Raw genomic sequence first — 19,241 nt, 5'->3', positions numbered from 1 at the left:
TAATGAACTAAACTATGTCAGAATGATTACCTATGCTGAATGTTTATCTTAAAAAGTCATTGTTTAAAAATCGAATCCCACATAATTTAATTAAAAATATTACAAACCATTCTAATTTTTTTTGCATGAATAAATTCATAGTTATTTTTTTACTTTTTCTAAATGCTAATTTGTATTCTCAAGCAGGAAGTGATTTTGTGATTAAAACATCCAAAGCAACACTTACACTTAATGATAGAAATAATATAAGCATATCAGACAATAAAAATTTAGTTCATCTAGAACTTAATGTTCAGGATTTATGGACTATAACACTGGTCAATAAGTCAAATAGACGAAATGAACTTGTTCTAGATAATAAGTCTTCATTTCGGACGGAAAAGTCACATCAAAAGATAAAATTTTATGCCAATGAAATAAAATTGGTCGACATTCCGACTTCTGTAAGTGCTGAGTTCGTTATTGAGGTGAAAAATGATGCATTTTATTTTTATGGGAACTTGAGCAGTAGCTCTGAAGACTGGATTATCAAGTCGTTAGAATACCCAAAACTACCTAACATTAAATTAGGAGGAAATAAATCAAACATCTATTGGTCAGATGGTTTGGGCCTACAATTCAATAGTGCTGTAGAGTTTGGTGAATCAAGAACTTTAGATTACCCAAGTAGGAGCGCTACCATGCCATGGTACACAATTAACTCTGATGATATCGGTATTTACGTTGGTGCTCATGATTCAACTCAGCATACTACAAATATCACCTTGTCCCGAATTGAGAATACTAATGATTTTGAAACCGTAATAAATACTCCTATCAATGAAAAGGAATATATAATGCCAGAATTTGTGGTTAAATTATATGAAGGTTCATGGCACAATGCAGCCCAATTCTATAGGTCTTGGTACGATGAAAATTTCGAAGTAGCTAATGGCCCCGATTGGGTCATTAACGATACAGGTTGGCTATTAGCGATTCTTAAACAGCAGAACGGCAATGTTATGTGGCCGTACAGGGATATAGACAAACTGTGTGATATAGCCGAAAGGTTTAATTTAACCACTATAGGGCTATTCGGATGGGCCATTGGTGGACATGACCGTTTGTATCCCAATTATTTGCCAGATCCATTAATGGGTGGAGAAAGGGAATTAAAAGAAGCTATAAAAAGAGCTCATGCTAGAGGTATTAAAATTGTAATATATGCTAATGGAAAGCTTATCGACACCTCCACTGACTATTACAAGTACAGAGGAATTGAGACTATCGCTTTTGGAGCTGATAAAAAACCAAGAATGTCATTTTATGTGAAACACAATAATTTATCACCTGTGATTTTCACCTTGGCATGTGCAGGATCCGAATTGTGGAGGGAAACCATGCATGATTTGGCACTTCAAGCCCATTCTTTGGGGGCCGATGGAATTTTATATGATCAGATAGGGGTGTATTCCCCAGAACTTTGCTATTCAACCTATCATGACCATAAACCCGGCCAAAGTGATTCACCATTTAGACTACAAATGATGAGGGAGATAAGAGAAGATCTGAAGGCAAGAAATCCCGATTTTGTCGTGATGACGGAAGCAAGCAATAATAGCGTATTACGCGAAATTGACTATACACATGGTGTAGGTGCTGGTTATGCCCCCTCGAACAATGTATTCCCTGATTTGTATAGATACACTTTCCCCGAGTTGATGGCTACACAGCGCAACCCTAACCCCCTTCTTACCAAGACGGATGCCAACTTTGCCCTGTTATATGGTTTGAAATATGAAGTGGAAATAAGGTATACCGCCGATGTCCAATATATTATTAAGGGAAAGACACCTAATGAAGATAGTTATTGGAATGTGAACTATCCTCCAGATATAAGTAAAATGCAGTCAATGTCAATGGAGGAGTCCGCTAATTATGTGCACAGTTTGATAGAATTTAAAAATACGCATGGAAATTTTCTAAAACGCGGCAAATTTATAAGCGATGAAGGCATTACAATTAAAGGCAAAGATGTCATAGCAAGGGGTTTTACTAATGATGATGAATTAGGAGTGGTTGTATGGAATAAAAATGAGATTGAAAACCGGAATTTTGAAATACAGGTATCGGGTTACAAGCATAAAAGTTCGCATCATCCTTCAAAACAAAAGGTAAAGAAAAATTCTCTACTTGAGCCTAATTCCATACGATTTCTAATATTTGAAAAAAGTAATTAATTTGCACCAATTGGCTATATGTGAACTTACACTTATTTGTAAATGTAAAAATAATTATATCTAAACTACACAACACTTGAGTGTGTGAAATAAAAATCGAATATAAACTACCTTAAAAATGAAGAAAACAAATTCATTCCTACAGCATCAGATTTATTGGACGATTATTTTAGTATTGTTTGTATTTGTACTAGGCATTCAATATGGCTATTCGCAAAACACAAAAATATTTGGATTTATCAAGGATAATACTGGAATACCGTCGGCAGGAGCTACAATAGTTGTCAAAGGAACCAACAACGGTTCTGTATCCTATTTTGATGGTAATTATTCAATTTCCATTCCAGCATCGGAAATTGATACGAATCCTTCCTTATGTAAAGGAGATCAAAATCAGGGATTCTAAAAATCTAACAGATTATTTTTTAATTATGTTTAAGAATATACTTTTTTAACTTATAACAGGAACATTCGTCCTTTCCTGCTCAAAGGAAAACAAAAATTTGCGAAAGGACGAATCCATTAATATTACAAAACCTAATATAATTTTATTTATTACTGATGATCAAAGTATAGAATCTATCGGTTGCTATGGAAATGATGTAATAAAAACACCAAATATTGATGCATTAGCCGCTGAAGGCGTAATGTTTACTAATAATTTCTCGAATAGTTCCAGTTGTAGTCCGAATAGATCTGTAATATTGACAGGGTTACAAAACCACACTAATGGAATGTACGGCTTAAATCCTAAGCCCCACAATTTCAGTACCTTTGATGATGTCATTGCCTTCCCAACATATTTAAAGAAAAGTGGATATAAAACTGGTCTTTTTGGAAAATATCATGTTGGCCCTAAAGATGTTTACCAATTCGATGAACTAAACGAAGAAAAAGGCAGGAATCATCAAGAATTAACGAAAAACGTTAGGCAGTTTATTGAAAAATCCGATGATCCTTTTCTAGTTTTTTATAATACTGCAGATCCTCATGTTGGTGGAGGGAAAGTTAAGAACTCATTATACATGCCAGATAGATTTGGTAATAGGGACGAAGGGTATCCCGGTATTGAAACCATCAAATATTCCAAAGATGAAGTAATAGTACCATCATATTTACCAGATGTTCCTGAAACCAGAGCGGAACTAGTAGAGTATTATCAATCCGTGAGCCGATTAGATCAAGGCCTAGGCATGCTGGTGAAAATGCTGAAAGAAACTGGTCAATACGGGAATACCATCATTTTTTTTCTCTCTGACAATGGACATGCCATGCCTGGTGCAAAAGCTACACTGTACGACAGTGGCATACATCTACCTTTAATTGTACGGAGCCCATTTTTAAAGAAAAAAGGAATTAAAAACAACGCTATGGTCTCATTCGTGGATTTGGCACCAACAATTATGGAAATGGCAGGATTGAATGTTGATACACTAAACTTACATGGAAAATCTTTTAATAAAATTCTGGAAATTGAGAATCCAAGTGGATGGAACGAAGTATACGGTTCCCAAACATTTCACTTAGAAACTTGGTATTACCCTAGAAGGATGATTAGAACGGATAAATATAAGCTAATAAGAAATATTACTTTCCAACTGGATGACCCAGCAGCAAGACAATATCATTCTACTTGGTTAGGCGCGATTAAAGATGGTGGAATAATGTACGGGAAGCGTAAAATGGAGGATATAGTATATCATAATGAATATGAATTGTATGATTTAATTAACGAACCTGATGAAATCAATAATATATACGAAAATCCTAACTACAAACAAATTTTTGATTCATTAGTGATCAAACTAAACAGATTTCAGGAGAGCACGCGAGATCCATGGGAACTTAAAAATCTTCGAAAACCATAAAAATATGGTTGACAGTATTAATCATAAGATGGATTTGAATTAGACCTTATTCATAATCCTACTCATATTCTAATCTTTTTATGAACCGTACAATTATGAGAAAAATAAATCATCGTAATTTAATAGGATTGAATACCTTAAAATGGTTTAAAGGATATATTATTTTATTGTTTTTTACTACTACTAATTTATATTCATCAATACAGTAAAAAATTTGTGAGCCTAATTATTTCTGCCTTGTAACTGCGTATTCCTATTTTCAAATAAGTAATAAAGGGAATATAAAACTGAATTCAAATAATTCGGGTCTACCATGATTCTTTTCAAAATTAATGCAAAGTGGACACTATTACTCTTTGAAAAATCCAATCCCACCAAGGAAATTCAAATCAACAGTGAAGATAAAATTATAAATCTAAAGCTCCTTTTGTCTGTTCGTGAGGAGAATGGTTTTTATCATTTCAGTGATTCTTTTGAGGATAATCAGAAAGCGCTTGTCTTAAAGCACATAAATTACCCAAAATTTAAGGCCTAAATAATCAAGAGAAAAAATATAGTATCTATTAGCTAGATTGGATGAGTGATATTCTTCTTAAGATTGTTTTACAAATATTCATTAAAATCCTAAACTTATAAATTTTCTGACAAGAATAATAAGATTCTAAAAAAGTAGCGAAATAGCTTTGTACTATGCATTATCCTTTATATAATTCAAATATTATATTTTACTTTTTACTTATTTTAATGGAATTATCTTTGGGATAATATTTTGAAATACTATCAATATGATCTGTATAAAAAAAGCCATCGTCTATTCCGAATTGTGCCCAGTTAGTAAGACCCTGTCCGATTTCTAAAACTTGATTCGTTTCTAAAATTCTTGGGACATGACCCTCGGGATACCATAGAAGACCACCTTTCTCACTCCATTCCGACAAAACATCAACGATGTCGCCAGGAATGAGACAATCACTCGGAAGAACGACTTCTTTAACACAATCAAGTACCCCATCTTTTATCATATTACTATCTGCTATTTCGTAATCACAATGTTCTCTCAATTTTGCAAACTCATTAAAAACTGATTCTATATCAGCAGCCAGGCACATTTCAGCCTCAACAGGATAGTAAACAGCTACATCACTAAATTTTTTGGGCAAATTAATTGGTATGTTTCTGTATTTTTTCATAATATCTTTGGCTCTTAAAATATTACCCGGATCATTATGAAAAATACTTGTTGAATTCGACAATGCCTCATATATGGCGTTTGTTGCATTATCTTCATTTAATTTTAAGGCGGCCTCAACTCCAAAATTTCCACCATAAAACCTAACTGATGACGACAATCGGCGTGCACTAACGTTAGACAATGGATAATTTTTCTGGTGAGCAAGCCCCGTCCATCTTGTCACCATGTCATATCTAGTAGCGATTTTGGCTACAGAACTCTTGATCTGGCCAGTTTCCAAATCTTCATGAACAAAACCTACCGGTAGTCCCAATTTTGTATCAGGAAAGTATTCTCTAGCAATTTTACAAACTTTATCAGTAAAACTCATTAATGATTCTGTGTACCAATTCATATAATCGAGTCGCCTGCTAAAAGTATTGAACTTAAAGGGCAAGAGTGGCATAAGATCTTCATCGAAAGAATTAAAATCTGTTTTCCAAGCATTGTTCATATGCTCAATATTATTATACTTCCTAGTCAAGTATTTCCTGAAATTTTCCCGCGCTAAATTATCTCCACTCCAATATCCATGATGTCTGTGTGGAGAAGAAAACTTATAATGTTCAACCCCACCCGGATATGCAGTTTCACCATAATCCCCATAAACCCCAACATACAGAAACTTTATCCTGCTTCCATAATTCTCTGCTAGCTTTCTGTACAACAAATTGTATTGCGCTAATAATTTTTCGTCCCATAAACTTGGTATCGAAGATTTAATATTATGTTCCAGGCAGGCAGCTCTTGTCATACTATTTTCCCATTTGGGCGGATGTTGGAACCAGGGGAAAACTCCTACCTCAAAGCCATTGCTCTCAATTAAATCCATATCCCGCTCTAATCGACTAAAATCATAAGTTTCTTTATTTTTTTCAAGTTCCCACCAAACAAGCCTTGTTTCAATTACATCAATACCGTAATCCTTCATTGCGCTAAGGTATGGCTCTTCCAGCACATCGCAGAGGCCATTTTCTTTTACCCCCTTACCCATAGGAGTGCCTAAATTGAGGTGTTCTTCAGGGATATGCCTTGTATGATATCGTACAATACTCTTATTAGCACTTTCTGTATGATTTTCGGGAGATTTAGCCTCATTCGAGAAAGTATTCTTTAACAATAAGAACAATAGTGATGTGACTGCAATTAATGATAAACACCAAATTAATATTTTTAAATTCTTCATCGCTATGTTATTTTTTTGTTTATCAAATTATTTTTTATTTGATTTTAATGAATCCCTAACATAAGTAAACCGTGATGCAATAATTAATTGTATCATGCATAAAAGCCAAATTTTTGAAAGCATATAATTTTCTTAGCTTAATCCAATCATTGTTTTTGACAATACAAGAAGCATAGATGATATTGAGCCAATAAAAAATCTTTCATTATTTTAATCTCCGTATTAGATGTACGGAACTTCCAAGGAATAACATCCCACATGTTGACCATTCAACAATTGTATTCTTCTTTAATACTTTCTTTTTAGTGTTTTTTTGATTTAATTAAACCTCGGATAAACCCTAGGGCAAATGCCATACCAGCATCCCATGGCTCCTGCGATGAAACTATGGGCGTATGGTCAGGGATAATGGTCCCATTATATCCGTGTTTCATAAATAGCCCCATTGCTTTTGTCATATCAACATAACCGTCATCAATAAACACTTCCGAATATTCAGGTAATGTCCCGCTTGTATTTCGAAAATGGATATAGCCGATTTTCTGTTTTGAAGCAAACTCTTCAATGACTTGGTAAACGTTAACATTATTCATCGTGGAAATAGTACCCTGGCAAAATTCTAGGCAGTTTGAGGGACTATCGAATAGGTTGACAAGTTTTCTTAAGCCCTCAACATTATGAAGAGGCCGATAAATTCCCCGCAAATAAGGTAAAGGTGGATCATCAGGGTGGGCACATAATTTAACTCCAGCTTTCTCAGCAACAGGCAGCGCATTAGATAAAAACCAATGGAACCGTGACCACATTTCCTGTTTATTAACTGGAGGTAAAAATCCCTTGGGACTGCGTCGTTCTATTATTGTATTGAACCAAAACTCTTGGTTTGCGGGAGGACTATTGTTGATATAGGAGGTCTTGAATTTCTTGATACTCGAATTACCGCGTCCATCTGTATTTCCTTCTTCACTGAAATAACCCTGAACTCCGCATGCACTAAAACTATATCCAAAACATTCTATTCCTACTTCCCCAGCATTTCTTATTGTCCTGCAAATGTTTTCCATTTGTTCTTCTTTACCCTCTTCATCTAGCACAATATGGTCCCAATGTGCGGGATGGAAATTTTCGATAGCAGTCAACTCCATGTCATATTTATTGACCTGTTTTTTAAGGTTTTCCATGTCCTTCCTATGCCATACCCCATCTCCTTCTGGTAGTGGAACCCATGCCACAATACTCTCACAACCGAGCTGCCTAGCAAATTTTAGTTTATCAACACTCCATTGATGTGACTTTATTCCCAATCCCATTTTCATGTTTTACACTGTTTTATTTCTTCGACAAATTGTTTTGATTTTCTTGTAATCTCGCCCAAGTCCCCGCCCCTAATGTTAAGGCTCGAAACCAATGTGACATCACCATTACGGATGAAAAAATAGTAGAATTGCTTTTAAAACTGTAAACTATTAATTCATAATTATTACGCCTTGTGTTAACACTTTTAACATAGTAATACTAGGTAAAACAACCTAATATGACAATCAATGAAAGTTTATTTCATATGTCGTACTTTAATAAATCGAAACGCTTGTTTACCTTCCCTGTCCTGTCATTAATTAAATGATTCCGAATTATTCTACTTCGTCAAAAACCCTTACATAATCAACTATGAATGCATCTGGTAATATGGCCTTTTTAAGTTCGGGGGAAGGTTGGTCACGAGAACCATGTCTATACCCCTTACATTCTGTTGAAACTAAAATAAATTGTTCGGCATCAGAAACGGGGCCATCTACACGCCAAGTTTCTTTTCCATCTACATAAAAAATGTAACCGGATTTACTCCAATGCATTCCAAAAGTATGGAAACCATCTTCGCTCTCTGGCAACTTAATTGGTCCAGAAGCTACGGTCTCATGGTTTTTTCCGTATCCACCCCAATGAACATTTTGATCAAATTTTCCATCACGGGAATAGTCTTCCATGATATCTAATTCTACTCCTGCTTTTGATGGATCCAAACTGGAACCAATCACAGGTGATTGTAACCAAAAAGCTGCCCCCCATCCGGGTTGCTCCTGTTGTTTACATCTTATTTCGTAATAACCGTACTTATGGACAAACTTGGGAGGTTGCAAATCCGCAATTGGCCAGGTTAAACCATCTGTATATGGTGAACCTGGTCTGTCTAAAAAGTTCTGTCCTGTTTGCAGTTGAGATGAATAATATTGGCCGTCTTTTTCAATTAAATTGAGATATAACAACCCTTCTTTCACTTCAACACCTTCTGTAGTATAAGTATTATATCGGTTTTGCATAATATGCAAACGGAATCCCCATTTCGTTGAATCAAGCTCATGGCCATTAAACTCATCATTCCAAACAAGTTTCCATTTCTTGTCTTTTGGTAAATTACTTTCAATTTCTTTTGTATCATTTTGGGCATAAATACAAAATATTTTAATGAAAAATATAAAACTAAAAAATACTGGAATTCTTAATTTGTTCATTTTGATAGTTATTTTATTAATTTTCTAATTACCGGAAATAATTTTTCTGAAATTCTGTAATGCCCTAAATCAGTGGGGTGAATACCTTCAACTGTCCCCTCTCCATCGTCGCCTATCAATCCTTTTGCTTTAATGTAGTGTAAATTTTTATCACCCTTCTTTTTCAAGACTTCATAAATTTCTTTTCTTAAGATAGTGTTCTCCTCGGTTACCATTGCCGCTTGTACCTGATCGAAAACCATGTGAGGGTAAAGGATATTTTCAACTAAGAGGATAGGAATTGAAGGTTTTTTCTTACGTAGAATTGCCAAAAAGTTGACATATCGTTCTCTCATCTCTGCTGAAGTTACATTAGGCAAACAATCTATTACAAGACAAGAAGCGTCGATTTGGGTCATTGCTTCAGCGATTTCATAATCCAGTCTAGCATTACCTGTAAACCCTAGGTTGATTATCTCCTTATTAAGCATGCGAGACAAACGATTTGGATAAGACATTCCTGCACGCATTACACATCCACCCTGAGTAATACTAGTTCCATAAAAAACAACAGGTTTTTCTCTTTTCGGTGAATTAATCCTTGGATTTTCAAGTATGGCATCTGAATTAACCCCTATTTCAAGATTTGATATACCATCATAAAGTGGCAGATACAACATAAATTCTCTGTCCCTACCATCCATATTTTTTACAATTGTATTGGTAGTAAATTTATCACCTCCAGGAATCCCTATTCCCGCAAAAATCCATTCCCCGTCTTCCAAGCTATACAAATCAATGCCTTTGAATCCAGTCTCGGCAAAATAGGCTTTATGGATATTTTCTGTGACCTCCCATTTAACACTGATTATAGTAGCGTTGGTATGAAAACGAATTGCAAGTCCGCTACAATATTTGGATCTGTCCCAAACGGCTGGTCTTGTCTTGTCTTCAAGATACGCAGGAAGCCTTTCATACCGAGTTTTTGTATCATTAAACCCTTTACCTATCAACAAAAACTCATCAGCACTAACATACCTGAGTGAATCATTCGTGTGTGCAAAACTTGGTGTAAAAGTTGCATGGGAAAGGATTAAGAATAAAAAACACTTTAAAGAAAAATATCTCCTTGTGATAATAACACCTAGGAGCCTCCGAAATATTCCGAGCGAAAAAATATATACTATTTGGCTATTAATCTCTTTTTTAATTATCATACTTGTTATTTTCTTTTAAACTCCATTGTGTTACGGAAACACCTATACCATCAATCACTATCAATTTCAAAACAAAGGGAGTTATAAATCTCCCTCTATACATATTTTAAAAAATTTTAGTATCCAGGATTCTAATCTTGTATAGAAATAATTTCGTTTGAATTAATATCTACTTGAGGGAAAGAACCTGTTTGTTTCTTAAATCTATGTTGTAGCTCTACTATCATTTAGCCAATTATCAAATAAGGTAAAATCACTCCTATTATTCCTATCCCAAATTTTTCATGTACCAAATTCTTTATCAACCTTCCGAACCTATATCTCAACTCTATGATTGAATGGTGCACCACATGACAATCAAACAACATGCAATACTGTTGTGTGGTGTGATGTCAAATATAATAATAATTTATATTTGTACAATTAATTTGTCAATTGTTTATAAATTACAAAAAAACAATCCTTAAAATAACCTAATTCGACATTAGCCTCGCTGGAATACATGTTTATAAAAGGACAGGTCATACAGATTTTAAGGCATAATAAATACCTTGAAGTATTAAAAAAAACGAATTTATCAACCATAATTTAAATCCTAAGCTGTTCGTTTAAGTTATCAACGAGAGGATAAAAGAAATCTAGCTGAAGAACTGGGAATTTCATATCTTCTCCAAAATGTTGGGAGTATTGCTAATTATAGCCAATCATAAAGAATTATATCCTATCTAGAGATTGTGCAAAATATTAAAAGTAAGTAGAAGTTGTTATTCCCTCTGATTTACAATTAACCTTACTTAGAGAACCAACAATTTACCCAATTAATAGTACAAGAGTTTGAAGCAAGCCAAAAAAGCTAACGTAGCTTAAGAGTAGCTAAAGCTTTAGAAAAAATAATACTGTCTCGTCAAGCTGAGTAGCTAAACTTATGTATTTAAATGGATTGCGCAGTATCCGAGAATTTATATCAGCTTAATTGTGTGTTTCATGAGAATACTTGTTTGTTCTTAAGAAGATTTATGTAATATATTCACATATAAAATTAAAAATTATTTTGTTGCATATATAATTAAATATAAATATGTTTACACCACACTACACCATACATTACGTGCCGGTAATTTAAAATAGCGTGATTAAAAAATTATTCCACATTAAAACCAGTACTATTTTATGTACACGCGATAAAAAACATATGAAGACATATCCAAAATACAAATAGGAAGTTATAGGTTTACTGATTTGCGCCTACAAATATTCTTATCATATAGATTACAATAAGCTTCACGGTCATGAATAAATAAAAACAGATGGATTACAAAAATAAAAAATTCGAAAAAACAAAAGCTGGTTTATTGCTGATAGCTTCTCCTCGATTTAAAAATTTAGGAGAAGGATTGAGTCGTGGCACATATGGAGACCGTAAAAAAGGTGATGTGGAAAATATCACTGAATCACTTCAAGAATCTTTGGATTTAGTTAATCCAGGAATTGTGTATAGCCGTGAAGAAATGGAAGATGCGATTAATCTTTTTTTTGTTGGAAAAGTAGATTTTTTAATCATTGAATTTCTTTCATGGTCTGAGGACTTTGCCTGGATTCGTTTTTTGCGAGATATGCCTACAATTCCAATGATTTTTGTAAATCCCATGAAGGGTAAAATGACGTTTAAAAATACTATTAACGAAGATGATTTTGTCGATTTCCTTTGCTCCGGTACTCTTGTGGGTTCATTGGAGGCATCAGGTTCTATTCCACGTTTAGGAAGGAAGGATATCAAAATAGTAATGGGAACCAGGGACGAGTTACTGGAAGAAGTTTTAGTTTTCTCCAGAGCAGCAAAAGTCAGGAGTGTATTACGACAATCAACCTTTGGGTTACTAGCAAATTACAATCCCCTGATGTGGTCCACTTATATCGACCCATTCAACCTGTTTACACGAGTTGGACCGGAAATGAAGTTTTTAGCTTATACCACTCTTGCGGACGAGATTGCCGCTGTAACCGATGCCGATGTAAAAAGCTATCAAGACGAGCTGACTTCTATCTACCGTGTAGGCGATGATGTTGATAAAAACAAATTCTTTGAATCAGTAAGGGCTTCAATTGGGCTTGCCCGGATTATTGAAAAAAACGAAATTGATGCAATGGTGTTCAACGACCTCGACCCGGCAATGTTCAAGTTGATTGGATTACGCCCAGGGTTTTATCACCCTTCAATAAATAAAAATAAATCCGTATTAGTACCCGAAGCTGATACCGGAGCTTGTGTTATCACATTCATTATGAAAATATTGAGTGAAAAACAGGTAAATTTTATAGAACCCTTCCATATTGAGGCAGACGATAATACTTTTGCAGGAGGCCATGCGGGACCTAATGACCACAACGACCCCGAATATTCAGGGAATGTGCTTATTGCCCGTGATGTACGTTTTGCAAAAACCAACTATAAATATGCAGGGGCTCCATTTGCATGGTATCGGGTACCTCCAGGTAGGAAAACCATGGCACATTTTTCGGAAAACAATGGTCTGTTTAAATTGGTTTGTACATTGGTCGATTCTTTGGAAGGTAACCATATCCTGGCCAGTTACTCACATAGTATTTTCAAACCACTTATTCCTGTAAAAGAGTTATTTGAAAAGATACTAAAAATTGGAACTACCCAGCATTTTGCAATGGTTGAAGGGGATTACCGTAAAGAACTTTCAATCCTTGCCGACATAATGGGATTTGAGTTTCACTGTATTTGATTGTATTCAGTCTTATTTTAATTTGGTGCAATCTCCTATCACTATAACAAATAGTCAGGTAATTGAGGAAGTATATATTTACTAATAATAACACTAAAAGAAGAATTACAAATGAGTTTCATGTTTAATCCACGCACCTACGATAACCTAACAGCAATTAACAAAATTGCTATTTCAGACAATATAATTGAATCTATAGTAACCGGAACAAAGAATGTTGGAGAATAACAAGATATGAAAACAAAAAATGAACCCAAAAATCTGTTCCATTTTTCCCATTAATTTTTCTAACATTGAACTTTAATTGCCAATCCAATATTTTTATTAAACCCTCAATTGATTTGTCCAGAGGTGCTGGTGACAATTTTTTAGATTGGTCAATTATAGTTTCTACTCTTAACAAAAGTGTTCTCTCTATTCAATAAAAAATGAAGGTGTAATACAAATACTAATATATTACACCTTTATTTTTTCCATTTATTATCAGCTATACCGACCGAGATCTGCTAGCGATAACCAGATATTATCCAAAATTTGGGCAAATGGAGGCCGTGTCTCAACTTTTTATATCTATTTGCCTTCATACCGGTCAGGACATTATTAGTTTGGCTCGATGAATGACCTACTCCCATCAAACCAAGATGTTTAAAAATAGAATTCATTAACTTTATATTATTAAGTAATTGTCCATGAGAAGGTTAGGATACCATCTCAACGAACCTAGTCAAGATTAAAAGTTCAAAGAAAGGATGAAAAATTATGAATTTGAAAATTGTTTATAGCTCAAAAAATATGGTATTTCGGTTAAAAAACGTGATGCCCAAATAGTCTTCCCTCTCTCTGATAATTAGTATTAGCAACCAACCAGAGATCTAATAATGTTCTGTATCTATTAACTGAAATAATGCCTGCAGTATAACCATCGCAAACCCTGAAACACTCTCCCTCCTCCTACTATGCTCCGCCGCCTCGCTATTAAAAAAAAATCCCACCTCCAACAACACCGCTGGCCAATCATCTTGTGTCGCTCTAAGCACCTGAAAATTAAAGTATTTTATTACCGTGATTTATGTAGTATAGGCAAGCACAAACATTGTATGTCTAGAATTTATGACCCCCTGCTTTTTAAATTGTCAACCAATTATATACTTAAAAACGAATAAACACAAATAACTAATTATTAGGTATTTACAAAAATACTAAACTATGTATCCACGCCGTACTATTCTATCGATTTAAAAAAAGTGAGCCTTTTGTAAAACAAAAAAAGCCTCCAATCTCTTGGAGGCCCTGTATTTATTGGTGATGGCACTAGGATTACCTGCAGTGATCCTTCCTGATCAATGTTGCAAATTCAAAACCACACAGCTAGCGCTGCTAGTTCTTTGTTTTATTACAAGGCTACGAACGCTGTTCGGCCTTTCCATAGCCCATAGGATTACCTACGGTGATCCTATTCCATCAATGCTGCAAATTCAAAACCAGGCAGCTAGCGCTGCTAGTTTTTTGTTTTATTGCAAGGCTACGAACGCTGTTCGGCCTTTCCAAAGACCATAGGATTACCTGTGGTGATCCTCTTCCATCAATGTTGCAAATTCAAAACCAGACTTCTGACGCTGCTAGTTCTTTGATCTAGAACAAGCCTACAAAATGGTTTGGCTTTTTCACCTCAGAAGGATTACCTCCGGTGATCCTCCATTATCAATGCTGCAAATTCAAAACCAGGCAGCTAGCGCTGCTAGTTCTTTGTTTTACTGCAAGGCTACGAACGCTGTTCGGCCTTTCCATAAAACAAAAAACCACGCCATTAGGCGTGGTTTTGAGAGTGTCGTGATGGCAGAAGGATTCGAACCTTCGACCGCCTGCTTAGAAGGCAGGTGCTCTATCCAGCTGAGCTATGCCACCATTCACTAATTATGACAAGTTCTGTCTTTAGCGGCTGCAAATATACAATTATCATTAATTACTGCGCAACTTAATTCATAAAAAAAATAACAGTCCGTTTCAACACCAAATCCGACGGATAGATATCCCTAATAAATACATGTCCCTGATTTAATTCTATCACTTATTAATACCAACCCATAGGTTACTTGGACATTATCATTTTCCTAAAATAGTTATTAATGCAATTACATATTTTAATGCCATATGTAGATTTTAATAAATATTATTCATAAGTTAATACCTTCATTACGATTGGACATAAAAATATCCCTAGAAATAACGTAATCATCATATGATTCCAAATTACATACGAGTTTTTGTAAACTACGTCTTACTTATTTCTTGTTTTTCTGTTCAATCCCAAAAACAGGTCACCTTTCGTCCATTATCCGTAAAAGACGGATTGTCTCAAAATTCGGCAATTTCAATAACCCAAGACCGAACAGGGTTTTTATGGATCGCTACACAGGACGGTCTCAACAAATATGATGGCAGAAGTTTTGAAAAGTACAAACAGTACTTTAAGGACATTACCAACCCAACATATAGTAAATTGGGAAGGGTATTTGTAGATAGCAACGATGAATTATGGATTATTCCCATATCGCAAATACCACACAAATTAAATAAGGACAACAACTCTTTTGAACCCCTTAACGGAATTGAAGATGCCAGTACCGTCTTTGAAGACCAACAAAAAAACATTTGGTTCGGGAGTTATTCCACCGGACTTTACAAACTATCGTTCCAAACCAAAAAAATAGAACATATAATTGGCCCGGATAAAGTAAGTGGCATAAACGCCATCACCCAAGACCGTTCTGGTAATCTTTGGCTTAGTTGCGAAAAATATATAATAGAAATAGACCCTCAACAGCCTGAAAATATATTTTATCATTATCCCGATGGTAATAAAAATTCTATTTCCAATTATAGCTTTATTCTTTTTGACCATGAAAACAATCAATGGGTAGGGACATTTGGGGAAGGTGTTTGGTACAGGGAATCTAAGGCCAGCTTGTTTAAGCGCCCGGATATTTTTATTGAAGATTTAAAAAATAGCCTTAATTCCATTTATGTGCTCAGCATGTTACTGGACACTAAAAATCAGTTGTGGATTGGCACCTATGGCGATGGACTTTTTAAAATTGATATTGCACAAAGTCAATTAAACCAATATTTACCTGAAAAACACAATCCCAAAACCATTCAGTACAAAGATATCCTAAGTATTTACGAGGACTATACAGGTACTATTTGGTTTGGAACCGATGGTGCAGGGCTAAATTATTATGACCCCCTCTTGGAAAAATTCAACTCCGTAATCAACTTTCAAACACCGGAGAATATAAATATTGATGTAGTACGATCCATAACCTTGGATGCGCAAAATAATGTTTGGATTGGAACAAGTGGCAAAGGCCTGTCCAGGTTCACGCCCAAAAAAAATATATGGCACAACTACCAGACCGATAATAAAAAAGGGCTTAGATCCAATAGAATTATGAGCTTGCTCAGCGATAATGATGGAGATCTATGGATTGGCACCCAAGAGGGTGGACTACACATTATGGATATCAACGAGAATATCATTGAATATCCAAAGCTCAAAAATCTAGAAAATGTTACCGTTTGGTGCCTACAGAAAGACACCGACGACAATACCTGGGTAGGCACCAGGGAGAGTGGACTTTTTAAGGTAAATAAAAACAAGGGTATCCTAAGTACGTTTAACAAAAACGATTCCGCCAACGGACTTCCTTCCAACAATATCAGGGCAATTGCCCAGGAAGCCGGTCAGTTTATATGGGTAGGTACGCAGGACGATGGTATTTGCAAGATAAACCTTAAAACCAATGAAATTAAAGTGTATAGACATGAGCCCGGAAATGCAAATTCCTTGGCCAGTAACCAGATAAAATCCCTGTACTACGACAATAAGGGAATCTTATGGATCGGCACCAACGGCAATGGCCTGTGTGCCTTTGATATTGTAAATGAGCAATTCTATAACTACACCGTAAAAGAAGGGCTGGCCAATGATGTGGTTTATGCCGCTTTGCCAGATGAACAAAATAATTTATGGTTAAGTTCCAATAGGGGCATCACCAAATTTTACGTACCGGAAAAACTGGATTCAACCCCAAAAATTGTCAATTACACCAATTATGACGGACTTGCCACAGAATTTAATACCGGGGCCTATTTTAAGGCGAGAAATGGCAACTTGTATTTTGGAGGGTTGGAAGGTTATTATTGGTTTAACCCTTCGGACATTGAAATAAGTACCGTACTTCCAAAAACGGTAATCACCAAGTTTGAAGTTTTTAACACTCCAAAACCCCTAATTCCCAATGCAAAGCTCAAATCTAAGGAAAACACCGTTGCTTTTTCATTTGCCAGTTTACAATACTCCCTTCCCATTAAAAATCAATATCAATTTAAACTTGAGGGTTACGATGCCGATTGGACCTTGTCCGGTAACGAGAATAACGCAAGATATACCAATTTACCCCCGGGCAACTACACTTTTAAGGTTATATCCAGTAATTACGATGGGGTCTGGAACAGTAAGGAGGATTCCTATAGCTTTATAATTAATAAACCCTGGTACTTGACCAATAGTGCAATTCTAGTTTACCTATTGCTATTTTTTATTACTATCTATTTAATATACCGATATTTTAAATGGAGGTGGAATATGCAAATGCAATTAAAATTTGAACGTCAAGAAACCATTAGATTAAATGAATTAAATGAATTCAAAGCAAAATTATACTCCAATATTTCCCATGAGTTCAGAACACCTTTGACCTTAATTAAAGGGCCCATTAAAAAACAGCTGGAAAACGATCTAAAGCCCGATTTAAAAAAGGACCTGATGTTGGTAGATAAAAATACCAAAAGGCTTCTGGATTTAGTGAATCAAATGATGGAATTGAATAAATTGGATACCGGTTCCCTAAAGCTGAATCCAGAAAAAATCCATTTGGGAGGCTTTCTCCTGTCCCTACTGGAACCCTTTGAATATCTAGCTAAAAACCACAATCTAGTTTTCTCGCATAAGGTGGGTCCTATGTCCATGACCCTATTTGACCCTGATATTATGGAAAAGATTGTTGGTAATCTTTTGAGCAATGCCATTAAGTATACTGCAGAGGGGGGCAATATAGACTTTAAGGCCGAGGTAGCGCAAACCGATCATTTAATAATAAACATATCCAACGATATAGATAATATTATTGAAAAAGATACCAATAAACTATTTGAAAGATTCTTTCAGGCCACTCATACCAATGAAGGGACAGGAATTGGACTTTCCTTGGTCAAGGAATTGGTGGAACACCTTAAAGGAACCGTCAACGCTTCATACTCCAATGATCATAAAAAAATATTCTTCAATTTAGAAATTCCCGTCCATTTAATCAATGATGATGATGATGATGATGAAATTCCTGAAGAAGTAGTTACCCGAACAAATGATCCAGGAACCATCACCAAAAAATCCAGTGAAGTCCAGCCTCTAATATTATTGGTGGAAGACAATGTATCCCTATTAAATTTTATGTCTTCCCTGTTGGAGGACAAATACAAGATCATTACCTCCAAAGATGGTAGGGAAGGGGTACAAATAGCCCTTAAAAAGATTCCGGATCTTATAATCACAGATCTTATGATGCCCAAATTAAATGGGATAGAACTTTGCAACCAATTAAAGAACGATGAGAAGACTTCCCATATCCCGATCATAATGCTAACCGGAAAAACCGATCCGGATAACGAAATTGCAGGCTTGCAAAGTGGTGTAGAAGAATATATGATAAAGCCATTTAACCCAAAGACCTTTCAAATAAGAATAGAAAACATTTTAACAACTAGAAAAAAACTTAGGGCACATTACAACAAAGAGAATGTTTTTAAGCCCAAGGATATTGCCTTTACCTCAACCGATGAGAAATTCCTATTAAAGGTTGAAGATATCCTTAATAATTATATACAGGATACTGATTTTTCCGTCGAAAAATTCAGCCAACTTCTCGGAATGAGCCGAATGCAGTTGCATAGAAAATTAATTGCCCTAACCGGACACCACACTACCGCATTTATACGTCTGGAAAGATTAAAGCAAGCACAAAAACTTCTTGAAAAACCAGGATTAACCGTAGCTGAAGTTGCTTATGCCACCGGATTCAATAGTCCGTCATATTTTATAAAATGCTATAGAAAAACCTTCGGAAAAACTCCTACATCCTAAATCCGAAGGATTGTAACCTCAAAAAGAGTTACATCTGTATCATCTTATGTTACATTTGATATGCATTTCTACATAT

Annotated in this window: 10 protein-coding genes and 1 tRNA gene; 6 read left to right on the top strand and 5 right to left on the bottom strand. The window is 35.2% G+C overall.

The window, feature by feature from the left end; translation table 11 throughout:
• The first annotated feature begins 32 nt into the window (after nt 1–32).
• The 4 genes from KO529_RS04690 (at nt 33) to KO529_RS04675 (ending at nt 4,622) form a co-directional block, all read left to right on the top strand.
• Nucleotides 33–2,219: a DUF6259 domain-containing protein gene (locus KO529_RS04690; protein ID WP_215946740.1), complete on the top strand. Its 2,187-nt coding sequence runs from the start codon at nt 33–35 to the stop codon at nt 2,217–2,219.
• Between the two features lie 118 nt (nt 2,220–2,337).
• The gene (locus tag KO529_RS04685) at nt 2,338–2,625 is read left to right on the top strand and encodes a carboxypeptidase-like regulatory domain-containing protein (RefSeq protein ID WP_215946739.1); all 288 of its coding nucleotides are present in this window, start codon (nt 2,338–2,340) and stop codon (nt 2,623–2,625) included.
• A gap of 97 nt (nt 2,626–2,722) precedes the next feature.
• Nucleotides 2,723–4,087 carry a sulfatase family protein gene (locus tag KO529_RS04680; RefSeq protein ID WP_215946738.1) on the top strand — a complete coding sequence of 455 codons (1,365 nt, stop codon included), beginning with the start codon at nt 2,723–2,725 and terminating at the stop codon, nt 4,085–4,087.
• 313 nt (nt 4,088–4,400) lie between these two features.
• The gene (locus KO529_RS04675; RefSeq protein ID WP_215946737.1) at nt 4,401–4,622 is read left to right on the top strand and encodes a hypothetical protein; all 222 of its coding nucleotides are present in this window, start codon (nt 4,401–4,403) and stop codon (nt 4,620–4,622) included.
• A gap of 190 nt (nt 4,623–4,812) precedes the next feature.
• Here the strand turns inward: KO529_RS04675 and KO529_RS04670 are convergent, their stop codons facing one another.
• The 4 genes from KO529_RS04670 to KO529_RS04655 form a co-directional block, all read right to left on the bottom strand.
• On the bottom strand, nt 4,813–6,504 hold the full coding sequence (locus tag KO529_RS04670; protein ID WP_215946736.1) for a beta-galactosidase: 1,692 nt from the start codon (nt 6,502–6,504) through the stop codon (nt 4,813–4,815).
• A gap of 302 nt (nt 6,505–6,806) precedes the next feature.
• Nucleotides 6,807–7,820 (bottom strand): mannonate dehydratase, encoded by a 1,014-nt coding sequence (locus KO529_RS04665; RefSeq protein ID WP_215946735.1) that lies wholly within the window; start codon nt 7,818–7,820, stop codon nt 6,807–6,809.
• Between the two features lie 315 nt (nt 7,821–8,135).
• Nucleotides 8,136–9,014 carry a glycoside hydrolase family 16 protein gene (locus KO529_RS04660; protein WP_215946734.1) on the bottom strand — a complete coding sequence of 293 codons (879 nt, stop codon included), beginning with the start codon at nt 9,012–9,014 and terminating at the stop codon, nt 8,136–8,138.
• Between the two features lie 8 nt (nt 9,015–9,022).
• Nucleotides 9,023–10,210: an SGNH/GDSL hydrolase family protein gene (locus tag KO529_RS04655; RefSeq protein ID WP_215946733.1), complete on the bottom strand. Its 1,188-nt coding sequence runs from the start codon at nt 10,208–10,210 to the stop codon at nt 9,023–9,025.
• Nucleotides 10,211–11,517: 1,307 nt separating this feature from the next.
• Here KO529_RS04655 and KO529_RS04650 point away from each other — a divergent pair.
• Nucleotides 11,518–12,963 (top strand): hypothetical protein, encoded by a 1,446-nt coding sequence (locus tag KO529_RS04650; RefSeq protein WP_215946732.1) that lies wholly within the window; start codon nt 11,518–11,520, stop codon nt 12,961–12,963.
• A 1,831-nt stretch (nt 12,964–14,794) separates the two neighbouring features.
• Here the strand turns inward: KO529_RS04650 and KO529_RS04645 are convergent.
• Nucleotides 14,795–14,868 (bottom strand) — tRNA-Arg (locus KO529_RS04645).
• A gap of 334 nt (nt 14,869–15,202) precedes the next feature.
• On the opposite strand from KO529_RS04645, the gene KO529_RS04640 reads away from it, so the two are divergent.
• Nucleotides 15,203–19,165: a hybrid sensor histidine kinase/response regulator transcription factor gene (locus KO529_RS04640; protein ID WP_215946731.1), complete on the top strand. Its 3,963-nt coding sequence runs from the start codon at nt 15,203–15,205 to the stop codon at nt 19,163–19,165.
• The last annotated feature ends 76 nt before the right edge of the window (nt 19,166–19,241 follow it).

Source organism: Arenibacter algicola (genome assembly GCF_018860365.1).
Taxonomy (GTDB): domain Bacteria; phylum Bacteroidota; class Bacteroidia; order Flavobacteriales; family Flavobacteriaceae; genus Arenibacter; species Arenibacter algicola_B.
This window is presented reverse-complemented; position numbering and strand designations above follow the sequence as displayed.

What these genes read in the sequence shown, in the direction of transcription:
- KO529_RS04690 (WP_215946740.1), top strand. Translation starts at nt 33, where the DNA reads ATGCTGAATGTTTATCTTAAAAAGTCATTGTTTAAAAATCGAATCCCA.
- KO529_RS04685 (WP_215946739.1), top strand. Translation starts at nt 2,338, where the DNA reads ATGAAGAAAACAAATTCATTCCTACAGCATCAGATTTATTGGACGATT.
- KO529_RS04675 (WP_215946737.1), top strand. Translation starts at nt 4,401, where the DNA reads ATGATTCTTTTCAAAATTAATGCAAAGTGGACACTATTACTCTTTGAA.
- KO529_RS04670 (WP_215946736.1), bottom strand. Translation starts at nt 6,504, where the DNA reads ATGAAGAATTTAAAAATATTAATTTGGTGTTTATCATTAATTGCAGTC.
- KO529_RS04665 (WP_215946735.1), bottom strand. Translation starts at nt 7,820, where the DNA reads ATGAAAATGGGATTGGGAATAAAGTCACATCAATGGAGTGTTGATAAA.
- KO529_RS04660 (WP_215946734.1), bottom strand. Translation starts at nt 9,014, where the DNA reads ATGAACAAATTAAGAATTCCAGTATTTTTTAGTTTTATATTTTTCATT.
- KO529_RS04655 (WP_215946733.1), bottom strand. Translation starts at nt 10,210, where the DNA reads ATGATAATTAAAAAAGAGATTAATAGCCAAATAGTATATATTTTTTCG.
- KO529_RS04650 (WP_215946732.1), top strand. Translation starts at nt 11,518, where the DNA reads ATGGATTACAAAAATAAAAAATTCGAAAAAACAAAAGCTGGTTTATTG.
- KO529_RS04640 (WP_215946731.1), top strand. Translation starts at nt 15,203, where the DNA reads ATGATTCCAAATTACATACGAGTTTTTGTAAACTACGTCTTACTTATT.